The following is a 26,948-nucleotide window of genomic DNA, read 5'->3' on the forward strand; positions in this document are numbered from 1 at the left end:
GTAGATTTGTGTTTAATAATAAGGGGATACCATTAGGCGTTTAAGCATTAGGTTCAAAAGCGTAAAAGTGCCTCACCGAAATGGTTATAGATTCTATTGACCCACATTTTGTAGCACCCTTTTTTAGAACTTTCGCTGGAGGAGGGGCGATCAGGTTGCAATACTGGGTCACTTGGCTGCGATAATCAGCATTTTAGATGGTTTTAAGTGACATTAATACAGCGATATAAAATGATGGGGATTGACAATAATGGCTAAACTAGACTCTACCTATTATCTGGTTTTAATCGAAACATCTGGCAATCAGGGTTTCATATTTTCGACTAACAAACTCAAAGAAAATATTGGCGCGTCTGAGGTGACATATCGAGCGGGAACTCAATGGATTCTCGAAGCCGTTGCCAAAGTCAATCAGATGCAACTGTTGTCTGTTTGGACAAATTCTCAACGCTTACGGGAGATGCTCTGCGATGAGAAGAAAAATCCACCCATTAAAAAAAATGAGTGCCAAGCTGAAATTATCATTGCCACGTCAGGAAAAGCTCTAATATTAACCAAAACCGAAGAGAAGGCACGGGAAATCATCAGCAAGGTGACAAAAAAAGCACTGGTAGAAGCACCCGGTTTAGATATTGCGGGTGTGTTTGTTACGATTGATAATTGGCAAAAAGAAAACAGTCTCGCCGAAGCAATTCGCGAAGTCCACAAATGTTTTGAAAAGACGCGATCGCGCCGTCCGTCTCCAGAATCTCGCTTTCTTCGCCTTCCCATTATAGCGGACTGTGCGGTGAGTGGTTTACCCGCTTTCAAACTTGATAAAAACCCCGAAAACCAGCTCATTCCTATTTCTAAGGTGAGTGATGTCAAACGTGAAGCCTCTACCAAAGCAATCGAGCGTTTGCAAAACCTGGATTCACGGATCATGCGAGACATCAACAAACTAGAAAAGCTGTTCGAGCGGGAAGAAACATCTTGGTTGGCGATCGTTCATGCCGATGGTAATGGACTGGGGCAGATTTTCCTAAATTTTGAAGACTATATTGGCAAGGACAAAAGCAATCGCACCTATATTCACAAGTATCGAAAATTCTCCCTCGAACTTGATGAATGTACCGAAGCAGCTTTTAAACAGGCAATCGAGGTGCTGCCCTCCAAAAAGGAAAACTTGCCTCTCGTGCCATTAATTGTGGGTGGCGACGATTTGACGGTGGTGTGTGATGGCTATCACGCCCTCGAATTTACGCGAGTTTTCTTACAAGAATTTGAAAAGCAAACTCAAGAAAAATTACAGATTGCTGAAGTGGCTCAAGCAGCCTTCGGGGTGAATCGTCTTTCCGCCTGCGCGGGAATTTCCATTGTCAAGCGACATTTCCCCTTCTCGGTTGCTTATGAACTGGCGGAGAGCCTTATTAAATCCGCAAAAGATGTGAAACGCAAAGTCACCAAACCGAACTCGAATGGTAAAACGCCATTTCCATGTTCGGCGATTGATTTCCACATTCTTTATGACACCAGTGGTATCGAGTTCGACAGCATTCGCGAGAAACTCGAACGGGATTCAAATACCCGGCTTTACAACCGTCCCTATATTGTCAGCGATATGGACGATATCAGTTCAGCCGAGGGTAAAGAGTGGGCGAAAAAACATGAGTGGGAACGGCTGAGTCAGCGCGTCGATTTACTCAATCGCAAAGATTCAGAAAACAGCGATCGCCCCCCGATTTCCAGCAGTCAAAGCCATGCCATCCGTACCGCTTTGTTTATTGGTAAAGATGAAGCAGACGCTCAATATGCGCTAATCCGACAGCGATATAACCTCGATCAATTTGCTGAGAGTGAGGACAATAAATCGCTTTTCTACGAAACCACTCGGGAAAAAGACAATCGCACAGAAACCATTTATATCACGTCGTTTCTCGATGCACTCGACGCTCAAGAATTTTTGAAGAATGAGCAAACCCATCCCTCAGAACAGTAAAATGGAGAATTTCTAATGAGTAACACGACCCTAACCGTACCTAACAACTTCACTTTAACCATCACGATGAAAAGTGATTGGCACGTTGGCTCCGGCTCCGGCCGAGGTGAAATTGATAGCATCGTGCAACGGGATGCCGATGGTTTACCCTACATTCCCGCGAAAAGTTTGACGGGAATTTTACGCGATGGCTGCGAACAAGTCGCCCAAGCGTTAGATGGAGGCTCGTCTGGAAAATGGAATAACTGGGTTAACTTTCTATTTGGCGATCAACCGGCTCTGGCGAAAGGTGCGATCGAAACCGAACCCCGTCCCGCCTCTCTCTCAATTCAATCGGCACATCTTGATACAAAATTACGAGATGCTTTGTCGGAAAAACCCAAACTGCAACAGGCGATCGCATTTATTAAACCCGGCGTTTCTATTGATGGCGAAACGGGTTCGGCGAAACCGGACTTTCTCCGCTTTGAAGAAGTGGTTCGCATGGATGCCGTGTTGAGTGCAGATTTTGAACTCAATTTTTCTGAAACGACATCCATCAAAGATCCAGCAGAACTGCAAACGGTTCAACAAGTTTGCTATGCTCTGCTTATAGCGGGGGCGAAAATGGTCGATCGCTTGGGAGGAAAGCGTCGCCGAGGGGTCGGAACCTGTGAAATTAAAGTTGATGATAAAGAGCAAAATTGGCTGAAATGGCTGGAGACAAATCATGCCGGTATAAAGGAGCGTCCGGATTGTAAACCTGACAAATTGCCGAGTTATACACAAACACCCAACTTAGTGCCAAATGGGATTTGGTATAAAGTTCCGCTCAAAATCGAAACGCGATCGCCCCTAGTTTTACCCTCTCGAACGGTTGGAAACGTGGTCGAATGTCTCGATTATATTCCCGGTCGCTATCTGTTACGCCACCTGCACAAAAAACTCGGGGATAAACTCAATGTCAGTCAGGCGATCGCTCAAAATCATCTCGTTATTACCAATGCCACCATTGAAATTAATGGCGTGGCGGGCCGTCCGACACCATTTTGCCTGTTTGGAGAAAAGCTCGATGGTGGCTTGGGTAAAGGCAAAAATGTCTACAACCGTTTTCAAGAACCCGAACCCAATGACACTCAATTCAAAGGAGAACGAGGCGGTTATATCGGTCAATTTAACAATTCCGAATTGCCGGAATATCAAAAAATTGATTTCGAGTTGTACACCCACAATACTATTATGGATGAAGTTCAACGTCCGACTCGCGAGGTGGGTGGTATTTACAGTTACGAAGCGATTCCCGCCGGACTCACATTTCGAGCCGAGTTGAGGATTCCCGCTAGTGTCGAAAAACATCTCGCTGAAAAAGATAATAACTGGTTCCAGAAATTAGCCGGAAACACTCGGATTGGACAATCCAAAAAAGACCAATACGGCGCGATCGCTATTGAAGTAGAGTCTCCAACACCCATTCAAGCAACTACAGGAAGTCAGCAGAATCTTCTTTATGTGTGGTTTGTTTCTGATGTTTTGATGCGGGGCGATCGCCTCAATCCGACCGTCGATCCTGATGATTTCAAAAAAGCGTTGGAACGGGAGTTGAATGTCAAACTCAAAGAACGTGAAATTGACGATTTATTATCGATGATGCTGCGTCAGCGCCGGACGGAATCCTGGCAGGTTCGCTGGGGTTTGCCTCGTCCGTCGATGGTGGGTTGGCAAGCTGGAAGTTGTATCGTTTATCATGTAACAGAAGGCTCGATCGCTCCCGAAAAAATCGCCGAATTAGAAGCGAAAGGAATAGGCGATCGCCGATCAGAAGGGTACGGACAAATTCTGTTTAACGACCCTCTATTATTGACTCAAAAACTATCAGGTTTTACGCGCAATAATCAATTATCCCAAAATACCAAATCCAAGTCAGTCATTTTGTCTAAATCCTCCAATTCTGGTAACAACGTGAAAGTCTCAAATTCAGTTTTTGACTATGCTCGATTGATTGAAACAGCGGCATGGCGAGAAGCGATTCAAAATCAGGCTGTTGCCGTTGCTGCCAATCCTCAAAAACGAAAAGAAGTTCTCGGAATTGGCATTTCTGGCGGAGAAAGTCAGCCCCCGATGAGTCAACTGGGAGGATTGCGATCCGTGATGGGGAAATTGACCGAGCAAAACAAGTCAAATTCCGTTACTGGGTGGATTGAGGCAATTAAAAAAGTTGAAAATCGGAAAGAAAAATGGACGGGTACGAGTCTTAATGATATCAAAGAACTTGTGACAGACTTCGATAAAATTTGGCAAATATTGGAGGTTGATAAATTATCGAAAGACTTAACTATCACTGACAATGGCAAAACCAAACTGAAAGCCGATTTATGGGCTGAAGCCGTTCGGACTTTGGTTGATGCCATGATTCGCGGCCACAAACGTGACCTAGAAAAAGAACAAAAAGAACAATCTGAGGAGGTGGCATAAACCATGGCACGAGAAATTAAAACACGCTGGAAAATTAGTGGCACATTAATAGCAAAAACCCCCATCCATGTGGGTGGTGTAGGGGGTGATGCGGATACTGATTTAGCCTTAGCGGTTAACGGTCGCGGCAACTATTACATTCCGGGGACGAGTTTGGCGGGAGCCTTTCGGGGATGGATGGATAGCTTACTCGGCGACGAGAATAAAGGACAAATCAAAGACATTTGGGGCGACCATGAAAGCGACCAACACGGCGCGAGTTTCATAATCATTGATGATGCCGAAATTACCGGGAACAAGACCATCGAAATCCGCGAAGGGGTGGGAATAAATCGCCAAACCGGAACGGCAGCCGATCGCTTTAAATACAGTCGTGCGATTTTGCCCAAAGGGGTCAAAGTTCCGCTCAATATTACATTCGATTCTCAGAATGGTGAACCTCCTGCCGAACTCTGGCAACTATTGCAAGCGATCGAACGGGGCGATATCCGCATCGGTGCAGCAAAAACCCGGGGACTCGGACGAGTTCAACTGCACAACCCGAAGATTGAAAAACAATCTCTCAACAATGCAGAGGGTTTATTTAATACCTTGATTAATGGGGGAGAAGTTCAAAATTGGCAAGACATAAAAGCTCAACATGAATATCAATCTCCCTGTAACTTGAGCGTTGAAATTGCCTGGAAACCTCGCGATCCGGTGATGGTGAAAGCGGAGGGGGATGGAATTGCGATCGATATGCTGCCCCTGGTGAGTCAGGTGGATTCCGGCGTGCGATTCGTGATTCCCGGCAGTTCCATTAAGGGCGTGCTTCGCGCTCACGCCGAACGCATTGTCCGCACAGTTCGTCAAATTGACATTTCCGATGTGCAGTTTGACAAACAGTTACAAGTTTCACTGGTCGATGTTTTGTTCGGCTCGGCTGAAAAGAATTTGGGTAAATCAAACAACGGAAAGTCGAAATCTAACGGACAGATCGGGATGCTTTCGATTGACGATTGTTATGCCACAATTCCCATGTCTGAGGCTGCTTGGTCAAATGTTGAAAATGCGACCGAGATGAGCCAGAATTTAAAGAACAAATTGCAAAAGGTAGTTGGAGGTAATGGCAATCCTTACGAAAAGCTCCAACCGGCGATGCACGTTGCGGTCGATCGCTGGACGGGAGGCGCAGCGGACGGGATGCTTTACAGTGTTTTGGAACCCATTGGCGTGGAGTGGGAGGCGATCGGTTTGCAGGTGGATTTGGCGCGATTAAATAAGTATCACGAAGATTTGCTTCAACCGGCGATCGCACTGTTGCTTTTTGTGTTGCGAGACTTCGCCAACCGCAAGATTCCCATCGGTTACGGCACGAATCGCGGTATGGGAACTGTGGCGGTGACGGACATGAAATTCAACGCCAATGGTGACATCAATAATTTACCAGGTTTAAAAGGGGAAATTTCCGTGGCATTCAATTTGTCAAATCTGGATCAAAAATTGTTGGAAAAATTGACCCAATCATGGCAGAATTGGATTGATAAACAAACTCAGAAGGAGGTAGTATGACCAATCCAAAAGACACGATATTATATACTTACAGAAGTAACCAGGATGTGACACTGGCTGAAGCAATTCAATCTTGCAGTCAATTTCTCGAAGGTGCGATCGCGCTTTTGTACTCACCGAGTAGCTGTCAGATTGCCCAACTCAGCGAGACTCAGTTTAAAGCCTCGGATGGTAAGTTGATCGCTCCCAACTCTTTAGAAGATGTTTTTGAGGCGCGAGTGTTTAATCAAAACTGCGAGTTGCGATGGTTAAACTGCGACGATGGCCAGGTAAATGCTGTCTTGTTATCAGAATCCGAAGTTAAGATTGACGCATTCTCGTTGATCGAATCGAAATCGTGTGAACCACTCAAACAACAATACTTACTCTGGGGAGAAGCAACTCATACTGTCACAACTCAAGGCTGGCAACGGCTGGCAGAAGCCCGGATTGGTAAATTGGATATTCCTTTAGATGGGAAGCTGAAGGAAAAGCAGCGAGTTTACCTTTGTTCTCTGGAGTATTTCGCTGAGATTGACGATTTTGGAAATTTTGCAGTTGTTGACGAACGTTTAGTTAAATTGGAGGCAAAATGATGAGTCTTGGCAACGTCAAAGTCAAAGTTAAAATCAATAAAAAAGGAAATTCAAATAGAAGTTTTGAGTTTTCTTATACAAACTCAAAAGGACAATTTGTGCAGAAACCTTTCACCAGCATTCCTGAAGAACAAATTTCCATAGCACTCCTTCAAAAAGTCAAAACAACGATGCAGACATTGACTGTCAAAGTCTTGTTTGAAGAAGAGGGCGATCGCATCTTAAAAATGCGTGAGGAAGGTCAACCTTGGGATCGGGATACTCTCCCAGAAGCATCGTCTGAAGCCTCAGAAGCTCCCAAGAATGTGAATCCGAAGAACTTCCACAATCCCTACAATTTTGTTCCGGCACCACCTCGCAAAACTGACGATCCAGAATTAGGCGATCGCAAACCAGTCGGACACGGATGCTATCATTCCGATCGCTGGACGGGACGCATTTCAGTCAAACTCAAAACGATCACACCACTGTTAATTCCCGATGCCTCGGAAATGACGGAAAACAACGATCATAAAACCTATCCGGTGCGATTGGGTGCAGATGGTAAACCTTACTTGCCACCCACTTCGATTAAAGGAATGCTGCGATCGGCTTATGAGGCTGTCACAAATTCTCGGCTTTCAGTCTTTTTTAAACATGATAAGCGGTTGGCTTATCGGATGTCCGCGACAGAAGGAACGACTGCAAAACCTGCTCGTGTCGAGAAACGTGGACATGATTTATACTTGCGAATTTTAGAAGAGTCTAGCTGTATCGGTGGTGCAGCGAAATTACCACGTTATGATAAATATGGAGAATCTCCTGATAAAGGAGAAAAGCATCAAGCCTTGAAGTATAATTCAACGAAAGGCTTACCTCAACATGGTGATCGCGTTCGCGTTCAACTCAGCAAAGGTAAAGTCACCCAAATTGAACGGTGGGATGACAATATTCCGGGTGGTGATTGGAAACTTGGCTGGGTTTGCGTGACGGGTGCGAATATTGGCGGAAAGCAGAATGAGCGAGTCTTTATTCAAAATGGCTCTGATGTCTCGGTAAAAGTCAACGACAACATTGTTGAACTTTGGGAAGATCTCATTGCTGACTACCAGAAAACTCACGAAAAAGACCTGGCAGAGCGTGACAAAAAAGGAATATCTCCCAGTGCTTATGTAGGAAATAAACCGGGACAAACGGCTTGGTCGCGTCATGTTTACGAGAAGAGCGAAGCGAAGTTACAAGAGGGGACTCTCTGTTATGTCGAACTTCAAAAAGGTTACGATCCTGATTATTTACACCATACTGATATTATTGCGCTTCAACCGGTGACAATTTCTCGACGGCTGTACGATGTTAAGCCGGAAGACCTGTTGCCGAAAAGTTTGCACCCCGCAGAAAACAAACAAGAACTTTCACCCGCCGATCGCGTGTTTGGCTGGGTCAAACAAAATGGCCAAGGCTCGTATAAAGGTCATCTTCGAGTTCATAGCGTTCAGTGTCAAACCTCGAAAGAGAAAGCGATCGCTCATTTTGGCAAGTCAGGAGTTCCACTGGCTATTCTCGGACAGCCTAAACCGGCACAAACGCGATTCTACTGTGCGGAGGATAAAAACGGTAAGGCGATCGAGAAAAGACAAAACAAAGAGCATGGTTACGAAAGTCGCGATCGCGGTTTGCGGGGTCGCAAGGTTTATCCCCATCACAATCACTTACCAGAAGGCTACTGGGACAATCCTGTTAAATATCGAACAGATGATATTAACGGCTACTATCAAGAATACCGTCGTCCCAGTGGAGAGAATGAACGAGATTCCCAGAACCGTTCAATCACAGGTTGGGTTAATCCCGGAACTGAGTTTACGTTTGATATCGATGTTAGCAATTTATCGAATGTGGAACTGGGTGGCTTATTGTGGCTCCTCAGCTTACCCAACAACTCTCATCATCGACTGGGAGGCGGTAAGCCATTAGGGTTTGGAAGTGTACGGCTCGATATCGATCTAGAAAATAGCGATTGGCGAACAGGTCAGGGTTGGCGAGAGTTTTATCGATCGCTCACTCCTATCACTCCGACATCTCTAGATCCATCTGCTTGTATTCGTGACTATCAAAATGCAGTACAGCAAACATACGGTAGCGGTAAATCTTTTGAACAGGTATCTTTCATTGCTGCCTTTTTGCAAAGTGCTACAGGTTTTAATGATGGTTCTCCCATTCACTATCCCCGCACGAGTGCAAAAGTCGATCCGGAAGGGAAAAACTATGAATGGTTCACAGATAATGAAGGTGGAGATCTTTGGAGTTTGCCGAGTTTAGAGAGCGGCAAGAGCTTACCTCTGAAATCTCGCACAAATCAAAAAGCGGCACAAGGTCGGGGAAATGCCCCCACATCTGCTGCAACTGAACGAGCAAAACCTTCACAACCTAAATCCTCCCAACCAAAAAGTAATCAACCGAAAAGAAAACGTTAATTAGGAGAAAAAAAATGCGTCGTTTTGTTTTGTCAACCGTTGGAACCAGTCTGTTAACTAATCAAATTGCTCGGAGTAATAATGCCGAAAAAAATTGGTACAACTTATTGCGTGATTCTGCGAATGTAAAACGAGAAGATTTGAATCCTGAAATTATACAAATTATTGAGACACTCAGCGATCGCGCGACGGCAATTTTGCAAAGCAGTCAAGTTCCAGGTATCCGAAGATCCAGTGCCGAAATCAATGGAATTTATGGCATTTATGATGGCAACTTGTCCGATGCACGAATGGATTCACATTGGCTGATTTCTACGGATACTGCCCAGGGAATTCAAACCGCTGAAGTTGTCAAAAGTTTTTTAGAGAGTCAAGGAATTTTTGCCCAAATTTATACGCCCAAGAAACTTTCGACTGCCAGCACAGAAGAATTTGGCGAAGGCATTGACGATATTCTTGAATGGCTCGAAAATACGATTCCCGGTCACAAGGAAGCTCAAGATCGGATTTGTTTTAATCTGGTGGGAGGATTTAAGAGCTTACAAGCATACTTGAACACCATTGGAATGTTTTACGCTGATGAAATTGTCTATATTTTTGAAAGTCCCCAATCAGAGCTGATCAAAATTCCTCGCCTTCCACTTCAGTTTGATACGTCAGGAATTGACCCAATGCAGTTTGCGTTAATGTCAGCCGGGGCTTGGATAAAATTGTCTGAAATTAATGATCCTCGGGAAGCATTACTTTATCAGGTTGAAGATGAAGTCACATTGTCTAATTGGGGGCGTTTGATTTGGAATCAGTCTAAATCAGAATTGCTTTCACAGGATTTACTCTCATTCCCAAAATTGATTTACCAAGATTCTTTCGGCAGCGATTATCAAACTATTCGCAATTCTAAAGAGAAAGTCAAGCTGCAAGAAACCTTGGCTAAGGTTTCTTATTTATTGGGTAAGCATCAAGGTAACACTGCTCCGTTGAAACAAGATGGAGGAGTTTTATATGAAGTTTACACAAACAAGGGAGGAATTGCTCACTTTCGGGTAACACAAGGTATTCGCATAAGCTGTACATCGTCAGATGGTCAGTTAACTTTGCGTCGCTATGGAAAAGAGACAGATGTCAATAATAATCCATAATTGAACATTTTGGAGATAATCATGAGAAATACACTCATTTGCACCGTGGGAACTAGCCTGCTGAATAACCTAAAACGCTCTGATGATGCGGCTATTCAAGGGGCTTTTAATGCCCAAAACTGGAAACAGTTATCCCTTCTGCTGCTGGAACGTAGGAATACCGATCGCCTTTGTGGGGCGGAAATTAACTCGATCGCCAGTATTTGTGATAAGGGCTTTTTGGCAGACCGCAACCGTCTGATATTTTTGGTATCAGATACTGATGATGGCAGAGCCATGGGAAATCTGCTGAAACTCTATTTTGATTATACCAGAAATCCCCTCAATTTTCAACAGGTTGAATATCGAGTTTTGAGCGGACTGCGTGATGATAGCGTCCAGGATTTTCGACAAAAAGGCTTGAAAAATTTGGTTAAGCAAATTAGCACCGAGGTTCGCACGTTTTCCCCGGAAGCGATCGCCATTAATGCTACCGGTGGATATAAAGCCCAAATTTCCTTCGCCGGAATGATTGGACAAGCCCTAGGAATTCCGGTCTATTACCTATTCGAGAAATTTTCCGAAGTCATCGAACTTCCCCCCCAACCAGTCGCCCTAGATTTAGCTTTTTGGCTGAACAACTATTTACTGTTTGAATATCTGGAAACTGAACAAACCGCTGAAGTCTCCCTAGTAGAATCTGACATCGACGACCCCTATTTATCATCTTTGATAGACCGGGAAGATGATTTGATTAGTTTGTCGGCTATGGGGGTGCTATTTAATGAGCGATCGCGCCTACAATTCGCGAAACAGGAAACGGCAATTTTAGCGCTAATTCCCCAAGATGACACTAAACCGGAGGCGAAAAATATCAGTTTTCGAGATGACCATGGCAAAGATGTATTGATGGCTTTTTCTCAAAAAGTTTGCCGTTCACCCTATGTCAAAAAGATTGTCAATTCTCTGCCTTTTAACTCTCAGCAAAAAACACCGATTCGCCGCACCTACCCCAATGGGATTGTGGAGTTTGTGCTAACTTGGACAGATAAGGGTTATGGTATTTGCATCCAGACCACGGGACGAAATCTCGCGGAAACCAATACCATTGCTATTCATCTCCAACAGGAATTTAGCCAGTAAATTCACGTTGTAAATCCCATCGATTTAAGCGGGGGTGACTCAGCGGCAACCCCAGGGATTTTGATTTGATGATTTCTGGGAGAGAGGGGGGGTGGCGTTGGCGGTTGCACTTGGGGTATACAATTCTGGAGCATCGGACATCAGCATTTCCCAACCATTGCGCGGCGACAGAGATAACATGGGGCGATCGCTCACCATTCCTCGGGCTAGAGAAATCTCGAAAATTAAGACTGTATAGGTGATGACAGTAAATCATCCCAAAGGTGCGATAATTACAGCAGGGAAATAGCCGGAAAGATTACCCTCACCCTAAATCGGAATCCCAGGGGGGAGGGGGACTGGGAAACCATATTGCATGATTACCAAAAGAACTGTCATAATTGAGCAATCCAAAGGTTCCACAACTTGCCGCCTAGCGGAAATTGATTTAGTGGTGATACTTCCCGGCGTTCAGTTAACCGATAGGGCGATCGCCCAACTTCTTGATCGTGGTATCGAAACCATTTTCCTACGCCAAGACGGACGGTTTCGCGGCCGTCTCCAGGGACACTTTCACACCAACCCGACGGTAAGACTCGCCCAATATCGCGCCCTGGACACCACCTTCGGCATGGCTCTGGCCCAAAAGCTAATTTTGGGGAAAGTCCGTAACCAGCGATACCTTCTCCAGCGACGCAACCGAGAAACTCACGGTAAAATCACCCAATTAACTGAAGCGATCGACACGATCGCCTCCTACCTTCCCCGCTTGAAACAGACAGAAACTCCCCTCGCGCGCGATGAATTGATGGGAGTTGAGGGGCTCTGTGCCCGCATTTATTTCCAAGCCCTAACCCACTGGTTTCCCCCGGAGTGGAAGTTCACCGGACGCAACCGCCGCCCACCTAAAGATCCCGTTAATGCCCTATTGAGTTGGGGTTATGGGGTTTTGTTGGCGCGGGTATTTGCGGCGACTGTTCAGGCGGGGTTCGACCCTTATTTGGGGTTTTTTCATGCGATCGCCCCATTTCGGCCCAATTTGGTACTAGATCTGATGGAGGAATTTCGCCCGGTGGTGGTCGATCGAGTGGCGATCGCTATAGTTAACAGTCGGTTGATTGATCCTAACGATTTTGAACCCGCACCGGGGGAGGAGGAGGGGATCTGGTTGGGACAAACGGCGAAAAAGCTGTACTTGGGACACTTGGAACGCCAACTCCAGGATTCTATTTTATATCCCCCCCAACATCGGAAGCTGAAACTAAGTCAGATCCTTTTAGAGCAGGCGCGATCGCTGGGTCGTTGTCTGGTAGAAACTCGCCTGGACTATGAGGCTTTTATTTTTCGGTGAACTAATCGGTGCATCAGATCCTACTCTCAAGTCTTTAGAAGGATATCATTATGGCGAATTTTTGGTTGGTTTGCTACGACGTGAGGGACGACAAGCGTCGCCAACTTTTGGCGAAGTTGTTGGAACAGCGGTGTCAGCGGGTTCAGTATTCGGTGTTTGAGTGTCCCCTGGAGGAAAAAATTCTGGAGGACTTATTGAATAAGCGGTGGCTAAAGGTTTTGAATTTAGAAAAGGATAGTCTGCGGGCTTATCCCCTCAATCCCTCCACCAAAGCTCAGGTTAAGGTCTACGGGGGACCGCTTCCCTACGAACCACCAGACTTTCTCATTTTGTAAGGGTTGCGATCGTCTCATTTTTCATCACTTTGGGGCTGAAATGCCTTTGAGCCAATGATTTTCAGCAATGTAAAGTTATATTGCATTTTTTAATAATATGGCGCGACGAGGATACAACAGAAACCTGATATAAACTTGAGCTAAAAAAAGAGAAATTTGTTTTTTGGGGGGTTGACAGTCTCGCACAACTCCTGATAATATAAAAACATCGCAAAACAAACGAATTTACTCGCGCCAAACAGGCCTGTAAAGTTTTGTTAAGCACCTTCTACGTGCTCTCGCGCAAACGCACCTTGAAAACCGCATACTGTAAGGTTTCCAAAGGTATAGGGTCCAACCCTACCAATTCCCCGTCAGGGGACGGAAACGGAAGCGGAAGCGGAGGAAGCGGAAGCGGCGGAAACGATCTTAGTCCAACCCTACCAATTCCCCGTCAGGGGACGGAAACCTCAGAGCCTCCGCTTTCCCCACTTGAGGAGCGACAGGTTCCTGGGTCCAACCCTACCAATTCCCCGTCAGGGGACGGAAACATTATTAAACCTATCATCGATTTTTACATCGAATCCTTGTCCAACCCTACCAATTCCCCGTCAGGGGACGGAAACTTTTCCTTTTTCACTAGAACGAAGTATTTTTTATATTTCCCCTTGTCCAACCCTACCAATTCCCCGTCAGGGGACGGAAACTCGAAAGGATGACCAGCCCACCAACCCGGAAGGGTTCGAGGAGGTCCAACCCTACCAATTCCCCGTCAGGGGACGGAAACCCTCCTTCAGGTCTCGTTCCCAGGTAGTGACATCCACGATCGTCCAACCCTACCAATTCCCCGTCAGGGGACGGAAACTTTGCCATCTTCGGCATAAGCTTGGCAGCCGAAGATAACTCCGGGGGTCCAACCCTACCAATTCCCCGTCAGGGGACGGAAACCATAATGCCGACTCCGATAAGAAGATACCTTCCTCAGTGAGGCTCAGTAGTGGTCCAACCCTACCAATTCCCCGTCAGGGGACGGAAACCCCTGTCCAAAATCTATCAAGGCAACTTTAAATTGCTCGTTTGTCCAACCCTACCAATTCCCCGTCAGGGGACGGAAACCTATCTCTATCCATCGATTTTGTGCAAAGTTGTTCTCAACAACAGTCCAACCCTACCAATTCCCCGTCAGGGGACGGAAACGCTCTTAAAGCCTCAAAGGCTTCACTGGCTGGGCGTCGCATTCGTCCAACCCTACCAATTCCCCGTCAGGGGACGGAAACTGAGAGACCTTGCGATCTTCTCTTGGAGAGATTCTTGTTGAGCAGTCCAACCCTACCAATTCCCCGTCAGGGGACGGAAACAATGTTCTCATTTTTATAAACTTTTAAATAAACACCATCCCTACCTCCAGAGGTCCAACCCTACCAATTCCCCGTCAGGGGACGGAAACTCCTCCTGTTAAGGAGCAGAACCCTCCGTTGTGTTTTTCAAGTCCAACCCTACCAATTCCCCGTCAGCGGAAATTGATTTAGTGGTGATACTTCCCGGCGTTCAGTTAACCGATAGGGCGATCGCTTAACAATTCATAGTAGGATAGCATCAGTCATATCTCCCAATACAATCAAAGATAGGTCAAGTCACTTCACAGCGTAGAGGTGATTATCCCTACTCCCAAAATAGACCACCCCTCCTGACACCGCAGGGGAAGAGTAAATCCCATTTTCTGTTTTAAACTTCCAGCGTTCCTGTCCAGTGTTAGCATCTACGGCGTAGAGGTAATTATCCTCACTCCCAAAATAGACCACCCCTCCTGACACCGCTGGGGAAGAGCCAATCTCACCTTCTGTTTTAAACCGCCAGCGTTGCTGTCCAGTGTTAGCATCTACGGCGTAGAGGTAATTATCCTCACTCCCAAAATAGACCACCCCTCCTGACACCGCAGGGGAAGAGAAAATCCCACTTTCTGTTTTAAACTTCCAGCGTTCCTGTCCAGTGTTAGCATCTACGGCGTAGAGGTGATTATCCCTACTCCCAAAATAGACCACCCCTCCTGACACCGCAGGGGAAGAGGAAATCCCACTTTCTGTTTTAAACTTCCAGCGTTCCTGTCCAGTGTTAGCATCTACGGCGTAGAGGTGATTATCCCCACTCCCAAAATAGACCACCCCTCCTGACACCGCAGGGGAAGAGGAAATCCCACTTTCTGTTTTAAACTTCCAGCGTTCCTGTCCAGTGTTAGCATCTACGGCGTAGAGGTGATTATCCCCACTCCCAAAATAGACCACCCCTCCTGACACCGCAGGGGAAGAGTCAATCCAACCTTCTGTTTTAAACTTCCAGCGTTCCTGTCCAGTGTTAGCATCTACCGCGTAGAGGTGATTATCGAAACTCCCAAAATAGACCACCCCTCCTGACACCGCAGGGGAAGAGTCAATCCAACCTTCTGTTTTAAACTTCCAGCGTTCCTGTCCAGTGTTAGCATCTACCGCGTAGAGGTGATTATCGAAACTCCCAAAATAGACCACCCCTCCTGACACCGCAGGGGAAGAGAAAATCTCATGTTCTGTTTTAAACTTCCACACCAGTTGTGTTAATTCTGTCGGCCCCCCTGGAGGATAAACTCCTGTTCGTTCCAGATTACCCCGAAACATGGCAGCACTCTCCCGTCCTATCTGCCAACTCCAGATAGCACTGGGCAGCAAGGGCCGGAGGGCGGGAATAAACAGACTACCAATTCCCAAACCACCGACGACCACGACTAATGTTGTCCCCGCTCCCACCAGTCCCAATTGCCACCCTTTTAGGGAGTAGCGAGTTGCGGGAACGGCTACTCCCATTGCGGATAAGACTTGACTGGCATTTTGCCAACGCTGGGAGGCGTTAGGAGTCACCATCCGTTCCAAAATGGCGTTGAGTTGGTCACTAATTAAACAGTGCTTATCCCAGTCCCAGTTGGGGTGGCGGCGGCGGGGACTGGGGACTTGTCCGGTGAGCAATTCCAGGGTTACTAAACCTAAGTCGTAAATATCTTGAGTCGGAGAACCGCTGACATTGGGGTTGTGTTTGAGCAAGAGAATTGTCTGTTCCCCTTCTTGTTGCAAGGTCTGCAAGGAAATCTTTTGATGGGCTTTTCCCTGACGGTGCAGGGGAACTAACTGGATTAAGACAGTTTCCAGGATGGCTTGAACTTCGGGTTCAGAGAAGCCGGAAAACTGGCGATCGCTTAACAATTCATAGTAGGATAGCATCAGTCATATCTCCCAATACAATCAAAGATAGGTCAAGTCACTTCACAGCGTAGAGGTGATTATCGTAACTCCCAAAATAGACCACCCCTCCTGACACCGCAGGGGAAGAGTAAATCCCATTTTCTGTTTTAAACTTCCAGCGTTGCTGTCCAGTGTTAGCATCTACCGCGTAGAGGTGATTATCCTCACTCCCAAAATAGACCACCCCTCCTGACACCGCAGGGGGAGAGTAAATCCCACCTTCTGTTTTAAACTTCCAGTGTTCCTGTGCAGTGTTAGCATCTACCGCGTAGAGGTGATTATCGTAACTCCCAAAATAGACCACCCCTCCTGACACCGCAGGGGAAGAGTAAATCCCACCTTCTGTTTTAAACTTCCAGCGTTCCTGTGCAGTGTTAGCATCTACCGCGTAGAGGTGATTATCCAAACTCCCAAAATAGACCACCCCTCCTGACACCGCAGGGGAAGAGTAAATCTCACCTTCTGTTTTAAACCGCCAGCGTTCCTGTCCAGTGTTAGCATCTACGGCGTAGAGGTGATTATCCCAACTCCCAAAATAGACCACCCCTCCTGACACGGCAGGGGAAGAGAAAATCTCACCTTCTGTTTTAAACCGCCAGCGTTCCTGTCCAGTGTTAGCATCTACGGCGTAGAGGTGATTATCGTAACTCCCAAAATAGACCACCCCTCCTGACACCGCAGGGGAAGATAAAATCACATCTTCTGTTCTAAACTTCCAGCGTTCCTGTCCAGTGTTAGCATCTACCGCGTAGAGGTGATTATCCCTACTCCCAAAATAGACCACCCCTCCTGACACCGCAGGGGAAGAGCCAATCCCACCTTCTGTTTTAAACCGCCAGCGTTGCTGTCCAGTGTTAGCATCTACGGCGTAGAGGTGATTATCCCTACTCCCAAAATAGACCACCCCTCCTGACACCGCAGGGGAAGAGGTAATCCCATCTTCTGTTTTAAACTTCCACACCAGTTGTGTTAATTCTGTCGGCCCGCCTGGAGGATAAACTCCTGTTCGTTCCAGATTACCCCGAAACATGGCAGCACTCTCCCGTCCTATCTGCCAACTCCAGATAGCACTGGGCAGCAAGGGCCGGAGGGCGGGAATAAACAGACTACCAATTCCCAAACCACCGACGACCACGACTAATGTTGTCCCCGCCCCCACCAGTCCCAATTGCCACCCTTTTAGGGAGTAGCGAGTTGCGGGAACGGCTACTCCCATTGCGGATAAGACTTGACTGGCATTTTGCCAACGCTGGGAGGCGTTAGGAGTCACCATCCGTTCCAAAATGGCGTTGAGTTGGTCACTAATTAAACAGTGGTCATTCCAGTCCCAGGTTGGGTTGGTGCGGCGGGGACTGGGGACTTGTCCGGTCAGCAACTCCAGGACAACTAAACCCAAGTCGTAAATATCTTGACTCGGAGAACCGCTGACATTGGGGTTGTCTTTGGGCAACAGAACCGTTTGTTCCCCTTCTTGTTGCAAGGTCTGCAAGGAAATCTTTTGATGGGCTTTTCCCTGACGGTGCAGGGGAACTAACTGGATTAAGACAGTTTCCAGGATTGCTTGAACTTCGGGTTCAGAGAAGCCGGAAAAATGGCGATCGCTTAACAATTCATAGTAGGATAGCATCATTCATATCTCCCAATACAATCAAAGATAGGTCAAGTCACTTCACAGCGTAGAGGTGATTATCCCTACTCCCAAAATAGACCACCCCTCCTGACACCGCAGGGGAAGAGGTAATCGTATCTTCTGTTTTAAACTTCCAGCGTTCCTGTCCAGTGTTAGCATCTACGGCGTAGAGGTGATTATCGTAACTCCCAAAATAGACCACCCCTCCTGACACCGCAGGGGAAGAGCCAATCCCACCTTCTGTTTTAAACTTCCAGCGTTGCTGTCCAGTGTTAGCATCTACGGCGTAGAGGTGATTATCGTCACTCCCAAAATAGACCACCCCTCCTGACACCGCAGGGGAAGAGAAAATCACACTTTCTGTTTTAAACTTCCAGCGTTGCTGTCCAGTGTTAGCATCTACCGCGTAGAGGTGATTATCCCAACTCCCAAAATAGACCACCCCTCCTGACACCGCAGGGGAAGAGAAAATCACACTTTCTGTTTTAAACTTCCAGCGTTCCTGTCCAGTGTTAGTATCTACCGCGTAGAGGTGATTATCGTAACTCCCAAAATAGACCACCCCTCCTGACACCGCAGGGGAAGAGCGAATCGCACGTTCTGTTTTAAACTTCCAGCGTTCCTGTCCAGTGTTAGCATCTACGGCGTAGAGGTGATTATCCCTACTCCCAAAATAGACCACCCCTCCTGACACCGCAGGGGAAGAGTAAATCCCATTTTCTGTTTTAAACCGCCAGCGTTCCTGTCCAGTGTTAGCATCTACGGCGTAGAGGTGATTATCCAAACTCCCAAAATAGACCACCCCTCCTGACACCGCAGGGGAAGAGAAAATCCCACTTTCTGTTTTAAACTTCCAGCGTTGCTGTCCAGTGTTAGTATCTACGGCGTAGAGGTGATTATCCTCACTGCCAACATAGACCACCCCTCCTGACACCGCAGGGGAAGAGAAAATCCCATCTTCTGTTTTAAACTTCCACACCAGTTGTGTTAATTCTGTCGGCCCGCCTGGAGGATAAACTCCTGTTCGTTCCAGATTACCCCGAAACATGGCAGCACTCTCCCGTCCTATCTGCCAACTCCAGATAGCACTGGGCAGCAAGGGCCGGAGGGCGGGAATAAACAGACTACCAATTCCCAAACCACCGACGACCACGACTAATGTTGTCCCCGCCCCCACCAGTCCCAATTGCCACCCTTTTAGGGAGTAGCGAGTTGCCGGAACGGCTACCCCCATTGCGGATAAGACTTGACTGGCATTTTGCCAACGCTGGGAGGCGTTAGGAGTCACCATCCGTTCCAAAATGGCGTTGAGTTGGTCACTAATTAAACAGTGCTTATCCCAGTCCCAGTTGGGGTGGCGGCGGCGGGGACTGGGGACTTGTCCGGTGAGCAATTCCAGGGTTACTAAACCTAAGTCGTAAATATCTTGAGTCGGAGAACCGCTGACATTGGGGTTGTGTTTGAGCAAGAGAATTGTCTGTTCCCCGTTTTGTTGCAAGGTCTGCAAGGAAATCTTTTGATGGGCTTTTCCCTGACGGTGCAGGGGAACTAACTGGATTAAGACAGTTTCCAGGATTGCTTGAACTTTGGGTTCAGAGAAGCCGGAAAAATGGCGATCGCTTAATAATTCATAGTAGGATAGCATGACTCACAATACCTTGTAATTAAGTCAAGTTTAGCGAAACATTTTATTGAATTCGCGCTCAATTTGATTGACCATTGGCTCGAGACGATTGGCAAAACCTTCCAGTTTCGATATCACTGAGGAAGCGCTCATGATTAAAGGCAAGGTACTTAAAATAACTAGAGTGTTCAGGGTCGAAAGCAGTAAGATTCCGGACAACAGCCTATCAGTTGTACTCATAGCTTTCCACAGGGAGTTAACTTTCGAGGTGACTTGAGTAACAGGCCGCAAATTGAGCTTAATCGATATCGAATCATCCTCTAAATATTTCGTCATGGGAGTGGCATCAGATAAAGTGCGCCCTTCCCTCATCTTGTGATTTGTCTGACTAAAAGATGGCTCAGAAACATCAGCAACATTTGACTCGCTCTGAGGAGTAGCTACCAAAACTTCATTCCCAACGCTTATCCTTGTCGCCTGAGTGATGCCTTGTTCTGTTGCTGGGACTCCATTAATTATAATCGAGGCATCTTCGCTTAATTTTTCCAGCCGCCACTCATTGCTAACTGAGTTGAATTTTAGTTGTAGATGCTGTGAAGAAACTCCGGGTTCTGGGATAACAATATCACAGCCTGAACTAGAACCAATGATATAGCAACGATTGGGCTTTAAAGTCCAGCTTTTGCCAGTTGCTTCAGACAATAAACTCATCAGCATGGTTACGCATCTCCCAAAATTGAGTGATTCCTTCTAGTTTCCCCCCACCAGGTCTAAACCGTACTCACTCTTTCCCTGGTACAAGTTATAAACAAGAATTCAACAATTGGTTGGCTTGAAAACGAGACCAAAATATCCAAGCCTTTGACCACTAAGGTCTTCACCAAATTTAAGACTTGATTTATTTTCGCTAACAACGATCACTCTTTCCAAATCTATATATAGCATGATTATCTAGTAAAGGTCAACTTTGAACTATAAAGTTTTCTAAATCACGATTGGGGAGGACAAGTTCACGCAGTGAATCGCTCATTCCTAGGGGGTCGCTGTGGTTTTGCCCTTCCGGAGGGGAACACACGAGGTTCTCAGTTCAATCTCTGCGCTAATTTACTGAGGGCTAGTTCCCAATCGATGTCAATGCTACAGCCGTTACTGGGTAAGCATTTGAATCTCTAAGTCAATAAACTACATAAAAGTTTCCTTTTTTGACTTTTATAATTTCCTCTACATATCGGTCACCTCTTTCATTAGCTTTTGACCGACATTTCGCAGGTCTATTTCTATGCTCGATTCTCCATATATATGCTAAACTTAAGTTATTCAAGTCTAACCCGACCAATTCCCCACCAGGGGACGGAAACCGGCGATAAAACCGAGTGGTCAAAAAAGCGCCAATGGTGAAGTCTTGTTAATCAAAGTGTGGGGGGGGTTGGGAAACCGTGTGAGGAGAAGATATTTCCCATCAATTAACCTTCCACTTCCTGATTAGTTGGTTGGGGGGAATTTCCTAACCTCACCTGCTTACCAATGAGACTTAAAAAAGTCGAACCAAAATGCTGAATTTCCAGAAAGTTAGCATAAGCAGGCGCCGGTTTATAAATCCTAAAACTCTTCATAATTCCCAGCGTCGCCGCGCTTTCCAGGGGACCCACAAAACTACTATCGCGGTCTAAAAAATAAGGCTGTTTTACCCAATGTTCCATCTGGTTATTATTCAGGAAATAACAGCCAGCGTGGGGGTTTAAGCTGCGATTAAATTGAATGGGTTGTTCCATCACTTTACCCACCAATTGGGGGCGATCGCGTATATTTTGAAACTTCGCGGTTACATGGGGTAATAAATCCCCATCCACATAGGCTTTATTAATCGGTCCGTAGGGGGATACCTCATAACGATTAGGTTGCAAAAGGCAATCATCCCCCCCATAAGCATTAAACCAAGCCAACTTGACAAAAAACCAGGGGTCATGGAGAATTAAATCATCCTCCATATAACAATAATAATCATACTTTCCCAGAGCATCTCGCAGCAAGGCTTGACACTCAAACCCCAATTTCATCGGTTCCGCTTCGGTGGGACAATGGCGGTAAAACCGAGGGGGAAGTTGCAGTTGATTAAGCAGGTGACAGTCCTGGGTCGTACAAAGGAGAATATCAAGTATATTATCCTGGGCGTTATTAACCCCAAAAGCCTCACATTTCCCAATATCAATAATACATTGGCGTTGGTCATAGAGGGCGCGCAATGCGGTTAAACTCATGGTTAGTCCAATTAACCTTGGTCGCGGATCCTTACTCAGAGACCCGTGGGTAGCGTCTCCCTGGGAGTTAAAAAAGTGGGGAATAGTAACTAAAATTCGCATGGCGCGGGTTGACAATAAGTTAAACTGCTAGAATCTAGGGAGTCTCTCAAACGGCTTGAGTCTGTGTCAAAGGCGGTGTCCTGGCTTGACGGAGGGTAGCGGCTTGGGTTAGTAATGACTCCGCAAAGGCGATCGCCTCTTGAACCGATCGCCCACTAGCCAACTGAGCCAATTCTTCCCGCCGCCCGGGAGTATCCAGGACCGTTACCCGCACCACCGTCCGCTGTTTAACCGCCTCCTCCGTATCCTGGGGAGAGTTACCAATAACCACCTTCGCCACCCGAAAATGATGATCCGCCATAGCCGCCACCAGAGGTTGATGAGTGACACACAGAACCTGATGACAATGACTAAGCTGGTATAATTTTTGAGCGATCGCCGTAGCCACCCGTCCCGACACCCCCACATCAATTTCATCAAAAACCAAAGTTCCCGACCCCTCAATTTGGGAAAAGCAGGCTTTCAGGGCTAACAGAAACCGACTCATTTCCCCCCCAGAAGCCGTCTCACTCAAAGGTTTAATCGGTTCACCGGGATTAGGACTCAAACAGAATTGTATCTGGTCAGCGCCCATTGGTGACGGGGAAGTGGGGGTAATTTGCACCTGAAACCGGACACTATCCATAGCCAAAGGCTGCAACTCGGCGATCAGATGAGTTTCCAGACCACGGGCGATTTTTTCACGTTCCCCGCTGAGAAGGTCGCAGACTTGTTTAAGTTTCCCCTGCGCCTCAAAATAAGCCTTCTCCAGAGTTTCCAGGGAATTTTCCCCATCCTCCAGTTGCGCCAACTCCTGCTCAATGGCATTATAATAATCCATCACCTCACGGAGAGTCTGACCATATTTCCGACAAATCTGTTTGAGGTCAGCAATGCGGTCTTCCACCTCCTGGAGTCTTTCCGGGTCCGACTCCAACTGTTCACCATAGCGCCCTATTTGCTGTCCGGCTTCCGTCACTTGTGCTAAAGCATCTTCCACCATAGCCAAAATAGGTTGCAGTTGGGAGTCATATTCCACCAAGTCCCGCAAAACCATTTCCGCCTGACTCAACAGATCCGCCGCGGCCAATTCTCCCTTATCATTCTGATAGAGGGCTTGACAAATGCCATAACTTTGGTGCTGCAACTCCACCACATGACTGAGGCGCTGTTGTTCCTGTTGTAGAGCCTCCAACTCCCCGGCATCGGTCAGATTAGCATTTTGCAGTTCCCTAATTTGATATTGCAATAAATCTATACGCTGTAGCCGTTGCTGGGAGTCTTGGCGGCGTTTTTGTAGGGCGTTTTGCACCTCCCTAGCGCGCATATAAGCCTCCCCAACCCTTTCCCGCAACCGGAGAGTATTACTTCCCCCATACAAGTCTAACCATTCCCGTTGTAGCGCCGGTTTCCCCAACTGTACCGTCTGACCTTGGGCGGTAATTTCCACAAAGCGATCGCGCAGACGGTCTATAATTCCACGACCGACCAGAATGCCATTTAATCGGGATCTACTGCGAAACTTATCCTGATTTACCACCAATTCCCGACAACAGACTACCAGGGAACCATCTACCAGGTCAATTTCCTGTTGTCGAAACCAGTCAATCAAACCAGGGTCTACCTCAAAGCAAGCCTCCAAAATAGAGCGATCGCAACCTGTACGAATACTACGGCGATCGACCTTTCCCCCCAAGACGGCATCAACTGCATCCAAAATAATCGACTTACCCGCCCCAGTTTCCCCGGTAAACACATTCAACCCCGGTCCGAATTCCAGGTCCAGGTGGTCAATTAAGGCAAAATTTTCGATCCGCAGTGATATCAACATATACAGCCTGTTCAGAAATCATCTGATCACATCTCAAAGTCCCTTCTCAAAGTCCCTCTCCAGCCTGTTCAGAAATCATCTGATCACGTCTCAAGGTCCCTCTCCAGCCTGTTCAGAAATCATCTGATCACGTCTCAAAGTCCCTTCTCAAAGTCCCTCTCCAGCCTGTTCAGAAATCATCTGATCACGTCTCAAAGTCCCTTCTCAAGGTCCCTCTCCAGCCTGTTCAGAAATCATCTGATCACGTCTCAAAGTCCCTTCTCAAGGTCCCTCTCCAGCCTGTTCAGAAATCATCTGATCACGTCTCAAAGTCCCTTCTCAAGGTCCCTCTCCAGCCTGTTCAGAAATCATCTGATCACGTCTCAAAGTCCCTTCTCAAAGTCCCTCTCCAGCCTGTTCAGAAATCATCTGATCACGTCTCAAAGTCCCTTCTCAAAGTCCCTCTCCAGCCTGTTCAGAAATCATCTGATCACGTCTCAAAGTCCCTTCTCAAAGTCCCTCTCCAGCCTGTTCAGAAATCATCTGATCACGTCTCAAAGTCCCTTCTCAAAGTCCCTCTCCAGCCTGTTCAGAAATCATCTGATCACGTCTCAAAGTCCCTTCTCAAAGTCCCTCTCCAGCCTGTTCAGAAATCATCTGATCACGTCTCAAAGTCCCTTCTCAAAGTCCCTCTCCAGCCTGTTCAGAAATCATCTGATCACGTCTCAAAGTCCCTTCTCAAAGTCCCTCTCCAGCCTGTTCAGAAATCATCTGATCACGTCTCAAAGTCCCTTCTCAAAGTCCCTCTCCCTCTTTGGGAGAGGGATTTAGGGTGAGGGCAATGTATTAAGCGATTGGTGAACAAGCTGTAGTCGATAGTAGCAAATTGTGCATCATCAACCCGTACCAGTTCCCTCAACCCGATTAGTTCCCGACTCCGTTTAAAATCATATACCAACAGAGGTTGAATTTCTGTCGCCGATGCACTAAATTTTAGCCATGTGGGTGATTGTCGTCAATGAGGGGGGGGTAGTAGTAGCTTGGATCTGTATCAATCTCTGCTGAAACCGATTTTATTTAAAGGCCTGAAAGTCGATCCAGAGTGGGCGCATCATCAAACCTTGGAACTTCTCCATTGGATAGACACCCACAAATCAAATCTCCCCCTATCCTGGCTAGAATCGCAACTACAGCCTCGATTCAGCCTAGTTGACCCCCGACTCCAGCAAACCATGTGGGGGCTAAATTTCATCAATCCCGTGGGGTTAGCCGCTGGTTTTGATAAAGACGGCGTGGCGGCGGGGTTATGGGGAAGTTTTGGCTTTGGGTTCACCGAATTAGGCACAGTGACCTTACACCCGCAACCCGGAAACCCGCGCCCGCGTCTGTTTCGGCTACTAGAAGATGAAGCAGTTTTAAATCGTATGGGGTTTAATAACCAAGGCGCTGCCACCCTAGCCGACCGTTTACAGAATTATACTCCTTCTAGCCTCGGTCCGACAATACCCCTAGGCATCAACCTAGGAAAATCGAAAATCACCCCCCTAGAGGAAGCAGCCAGCGACTATCTTGGGAGTTTTCAGCTATTGCGAGACCTAGGTGATTACTTTGTAGTGAATGTGTCGTCACCGAATACACCAGGTTTGCGATCGCTACAAGGAAGCACAGAACTCAATGAAATCCTAACAGTTTTACAACAGGAAAACATAGCAGCATCGAAGCCCCTATTCATCAAAATCGCCCCCGATCTAGAATGGAAAGCGATCGATGATATAATAGAACTAGCCCGAACCCATAACCTAGCGGGTATAATTGCCACCAACACCACCATTAGTCGGGACAACCTAAAAACCCAATGGTTACCCCAAACCGGAAACCCGATAACTTCCGAAGCCGGAGGAATTAGTGGCGCACCCCTAAGGGAAAGGTCTACCGCCGTCATTCGCCATATATGGGAACAAACCAACGGTGAAATTCCCATCATTGGCGTTGGTGGCATTTTCACCGCCGAGGACGCTTGGGAAAAAATCACGGCTGGGGCTTGTCTCCTCCAAGTATACACCGGATGGGTTTACGAAGGTCCTCTCATGGTACATCGTCTTCTAACGGGACTCCTACAAAAACTAGAACACCACGGACTCAACCACATTTCCCAAGCCATAGGCGTGGCGGGTTCCACAGTCAACCACATTTCCGATATTCCGTAGGGGCGCGCCTCCGCAGTCAACCAAATTTCCGATATTGTGTAGGGGCGCGCCTCCACAGTCAACCACATTTCCCAGCAGTAAGATTAATAAACCCGCCCCCCTCCACAGTCAACCACATTTCCCAGCAGTAAGATTAATAAACCCGCCCCCCTCCAGAGTCAACCACATTTCCGATATTCCGTAGGGGCGCGCCTCCGCAGTCAACCAAATTTCCCAGCAGTAAGATTAATAAACCCGCCCCCCTCCACAGTCAACCACATTTCCGATATTCCGTAGGGGCGCGCCTCCGCAGTCAACCAAATTTCCGATATTGTGTAGGGGCGGGTTCCACAGTCAACCACATTTCCCAGCAGTAAGATTAATAAACCCGCCCCCCTCCACAGTCAACCACATTTCCCAGCAGTAAGATTAATAAACCCGCCCCCCTCCACAGTCAACCACATTTCCCAGCAGTAAGATTAATAAACCCGCCCCCCTCCAGAGTCAACCACATTTCCGATATTCCGTAGGGGCGCGCCTCCACAGTCAACCACATTTCCCAGCAGTAAGATTAATAAACCCGCCCCCCTCCAGAGTCAACCACATTTCCGATATTCCGTAGGGGCGCGCCTCCACAGTCAACCAAATTTCCGATATTGTGTAGGGGCGGGTTCCACAGTCAACCACATTTCCCAGCAGTAAGATTAATAAACCCGCCCCCCTCCACAGTCAACCACATTTCCCAGCAGTAAGATTAATAAACCCGCCCCCCTCCAGAGTCAACCACATTTCCGATATTCCGTAGGGGCGCGCCTCCACAGTCAACCACATTTCCCAGCAGTAAGATTAATAAACCCGCCCCCCTCCACAGTCAACCACATTTCCGATATTCCGTAGGGGCGCGCCTCCGCAGTCAACCACATTTCCGATATTGTGTAGGGGCGGGTTCCACAGTCAACCACATTTCCCAGCAGTAAGATTAATAAACCCGCCCCCCTCCAGAGTCAACCAAATTTCCCAGCAGTAAGATTAATAAACCCGCCCCCCTCCAGAGTCAACCACATTTCCGATATTCCGTAGGGGCGCGCCTCCACAGTCAACCACATTTCCCAGCAGTAAGATTAATAAACCCGCCCCCCTCCAGAGTCAACCACATTTCCGATATTCCGTAGGGGCGCGCCTC

16 protein-coding genes and 1 CRISPR repeat array are annotated in these 26,948 nt (G+C 47.2%); of the genes, 10 read left to right on the forward strand and 6 right to left on the reverse strand.

Annotated features, from left to right (window positions below):
• Positions 1–250 precede the first annotated feature (250 nt).
• The 9 genes from HFV01_RS08125 to cas2 all read left to right on the forward strand — a co-directional run bounded on the left by HFV01_RS08125 (position 251) and on the right by cas2 (position 12,931).
• On the forward strand, positions 251–1,978 hold the full coding sequence (locus HFV01_RS08125; RefSeq protein ID WP_111890938.1) for a Cas10/Cmr2 second palm domain-containing protein: 1,728 nt from the start codon (positions 251–253) through the stop codon (positions 1,976–1,978).
• Positions 1,979–1,993: 15 nt separating this feature from the next.
• The gene (locus tag HFV01_RS08130; RefSeq protein WP_193520987.1) at positions 1,994–4,429 is read left to right on the forward strand and encodes an RAMP superfamily CRISPR-associated protein; all 2,436 of its coding nucleotides are present in this window, start codon (positions 1,994–1,996) and stop codon (positions 4,427–4,429) included.
• 3 nt (positions 4,430–4,432) lie between these two features.
• The gene (locus HFV01_RS08135; protein ID WP_193520988.1) at positions 4,433–5,980 is read left to right on the forward strand and encodes an RAMP superfamily CRISPR-associated protein; all 1,548 of its coding nucleotides are present in this window, start codon (positions 4,433–4,435) and stop codon (positions 5,978–5,980) included.
• The gene (csx19, locus tag HFV01_RS08140) at positions 5,977–6,555 is read left to right on the forward strand and encodes a type III-D CRISPR-associated protein Csx19 (protein WP_187757910.1); all 579 of its coding nucleotides are present in this window, start codon (positions 5,977–5,979) and stop codon (positions 6,553–6,555) included. Before HFV01_RS08135 ends, csx19 begins: the two co-directional genes overlap by 4 nt.
• Entirely contained in the window at positions 6,552–9,005 is a 2,454-nt protein-coding gene (locus HFV01_RS08145; protein WP_193520989.1) for a TIGR03986 family type III CRISPR-associated RAMP protein, read from the forward strand. Before csx19 ends, HFV01_RS08145 begins: the two co-directional genes overlap by 4 nt.
• A 14-nt stretch (positions 9,006–9,019) precedes the next feature.
• Positions 9,020–10,144 carry a putative CRISPR-associated protein gene (locus HFV01_RS08150; RefSeq protein WP_187757912.1) on the forward strand — a complete coding sequence of 375 codons (1,125 nt, stop codon included), beginning with the start codon at positions 9,020–9,022 and terminating at the stop codon, positions 10,142–10,144.
• A 21-nt stretch (positions 10,145–10,165) separates the two neighbouring features.
• On the forward strand, positions 10,166–11,266 hold the full coding sequence (locus HFV01_RS08155) for a putative CRISPR-associated protein (RefSeq protein WP_006670767.1): 1,101 nt from the start codon (positions 10,166–10,168) through the stop codon (positions 11,264–11,266).
• Between the two features lie 355 nt (positions 11,267–11,621).
• Entirely contained in the window at positions 11,622–12,596 is a 975-nt protein-coding gene (cas1, locus tag HFV01_RS08160) for a CRISPR-associated endonuclease Cas1 (protein WP_006624640.1), read from the forward strand.
• Positions 12,597–12,646: 50 nt separating this feature from the next.
• Positions 12,647–12,931: a CRISPR-associated endonuclease Cas2 gene (gene cas2, locus HFV01_RS08165; protein ID WP_006624641.1), complete on the forward strand. Its 285-nt coding sequence runs from the start codon at positions 12,647–12,649 to the stop codon at positions 12,929–12,931.
• Between the two features lie 331 nt (positions 12,932–13,262).
• Positions 13,263–14,435: a CRISPR direct-repeat array (repeat unit 37 nt; unit sequence GTCCAACCCTACCAATTCCCCGTCAGGGGACGGAAAC).
• Positions 14,436–14,544: 109 nt separating this feature from the next.
• Here cas2 and HFV01_RS08170 read toward each other — a convergent pair.
• From HFV01_RS08170 to recN, 6 genes are all read right to left on the reverse strand, one after another.
• On the reverse strand, positions 14,545–16,155 hold the full coding sequence (locus HFV01_RS08170) for an outer membrane protein assembly factor BamB family protein (RefSeq protein ID WP_193520990.1): 1,611 nt from the start codon (positions 16,153–16,155) through the stop codon (positions 14,545–14,547).
• Positions 16,156–16,192: 37 nt separating this feature from the next.
• Positions 16,193–17,806 carry an outer membrane protein assembly factor BamB family protein gene (locus tag HFV01_RS08175; protein WP_318286219.1) on the reverse strand — a complete coding sequence of 538 codons (1,614 nt, stop codon included), beginning with the start codon at positions 17,804–17,806 and terminating at the stop codon, positions 16,193–16,195.
• Between the two features lie 34 nt (positions 17,807–17,840).
• On the reverse strand, positions 17,841–19,451 hold the full coding sequence (locus tag HFV01_RS08180; RefSeq protein ID WP_193520991.1) for an outer membrane protein assembly factor BamB: 1,611 nt from the start codon (positions 19,449–19,451) through the stop codon (positions 17,841–17,843).
• Positions 19,452–19,481: 30 nt separating this feature from the next.
• Positions 19,482–20,141, reverse strand: a complete 660-nt coding sequence (locus HFV01_RS08185; RefSeq protein WP_193520992.1) for an FHA domain-containing protein — start codon at positions 20,139–20,141, stop codon at positions 19,482–19,484.
• 752 nt (positions 20,142–20,893) lie between these two features.
• A complete protein-coding gene (locus tag HFV01_RS08190; protein ID WP_006670771.1) occupies positions 20,894–21,790 on the reverse strand; it encodes a hypothetical protein in 897 nt (298 codons plus the stop codon).
• Positions 21,791–21,836: 46 nt separating this feature from the next.
• Positions 21,837–23,600: a DNA repair protein RecN gene (gene recN, locus HFV01_RS08195; protein WP_193520993.1), complete on the reverse strand. Its 1,764-nt coding sequence runs from the start codon at positions 23,598–23,600 to the stop codon at positions 21,837–21,839.
• Positions 23,601–24,619: 1,019 nt separating this feature from the next.
• On the opposite strand from recN, the gene HFV01_RS08200 reads away from it, so the two are divergent.
• On the forward strand, positions 24,620–25,786 hold the full coding sequence (locus tag HFV01_RS08200) for a quinone-dependent dihydroorotate dehydrogenase (protein WP_193520994.1): 1,167 nt from the start codon (positions 24,620–24,622) through the stop codon (positions 25,784–25,786).
• Positions 25,787–26,948: the final 1,162 nt, after the last annotated feature.

This window comes from Limnospira fusiformis SAG 85.79, assembly GCF_012516315.1.
GTDB classification, from domain to species: domain Bacteria; phylum Cyanobacteriota; class Cyanobacteriia; order Cyanobacteriales; family Microcoleaceae; genus Limnospira; species Limnospira fusiformis.

Excerpts from the sequence above, each read along its gene's own strand:
- HFV01_RS08125 (WP_111890938.1), top strand. The coding sequence starts at position 251 with ATGGCTAAACTAGACTCTACCTATTATCTGGTTTTAATCGAAACATCT.
- HFV01_RS08130 (WP_193520987.1), top strand. The coding sequence starts at position 1,994 with ATGAGTAACACGACCCTAACCGTACCTAACAACTTCACTTTAACCATC.
- HFV01_RS08135 (WP_193520988.1), top strand. The coding sequence starts at position 4,433 with ATGGCACGAGAAATTAAAACACGCTGGAAAATTAGTGGCACATTAATA.
- csx19 (WP_187757910.1), top strand. The coding sequence starts at position 5,977 with ATGACCAATCCAAAAGACACGATATTATATACTTACAGAAGTAACCAG.
- HFV01_RS08145 (WP_193520989.1), top strand. The coding sequence starts at position 6,552 with ATGATGAGTCTTGGCAACGTCAAAGTCAAAGTTAAAATCAATAAAAAA.
- HFV01_RS08150 (WP_187757912.1), top strand. The coding sequence starts at position 9,020 with ATGCGTCGTTTTGTTTTGTCAACCGTTGGAACCAGTCTGTTAACTAAT.
- HFV01_RS08155 (WP_006670767.1), top strand. The coding sequence starts at position 10,166 with ATGAGAAATACACTCATTTGCACCGTGGGAACTAGCCTGCTGAATAAC.
- cas1 (WP_006624640.1), top strand. The coding sequence starts at position 11,622 with ATGATTACCAAAAGAACTGTCATAATTGAGCAATCCAAAGGTTCCACA.
- cas2 (WP_006624641.1), top strand. The coding sequence starts at position 12,647 with ATGGCGAATTTTTGGTTGGTTTGCTACGACGTGAGGGACGACAAGCGT.
- HFV01_RS08170 (WP_193520990.1), bottom strand. The coding sequence starts at position 16,155 with ATGCTATCCTACTATGAATTGTTAAGCGATCGCCAGTTTTCCGGCTTC.
- HFV01_RS08175 (WP_318286219.1), bottom strand. The coding sequence starts at position 17,806 with ATGATGCTATCCTACTATGAATTGTTAAGCGATCGCCATTTTTCCGGC.
- HFV01_RS08180 (WP_193520991.1), bottom strand. The coding sequence starts at position 19,451 with ATGCTATCCTACTATGAATTATTAAGCGATCGCCATTTTTCCGGCTTC.
- HFV01_RS08185 (WP_193520992.1), bottom strand. The coding sequence starts at position 20,141 with ATGAGTTTATTGTCTGAAGCAACTGGCAAAAGCTGGACTTTAAAGCCC.
- HFV01_RS08190 (WP_006670771.1), bottom strand. The coding sequence starts at position 21,790 with ATGCGAATTTTAGTTACTATTCCCCACTTTTTTAACTCCCAGGGAGAC.
- recN (WP_193520993.1), bottom strand. The coding sequence starts at position 23,600 with ATGTTGATATCACTGCGGATCGAAAATTTTGCCTTAATTGACCACCTG.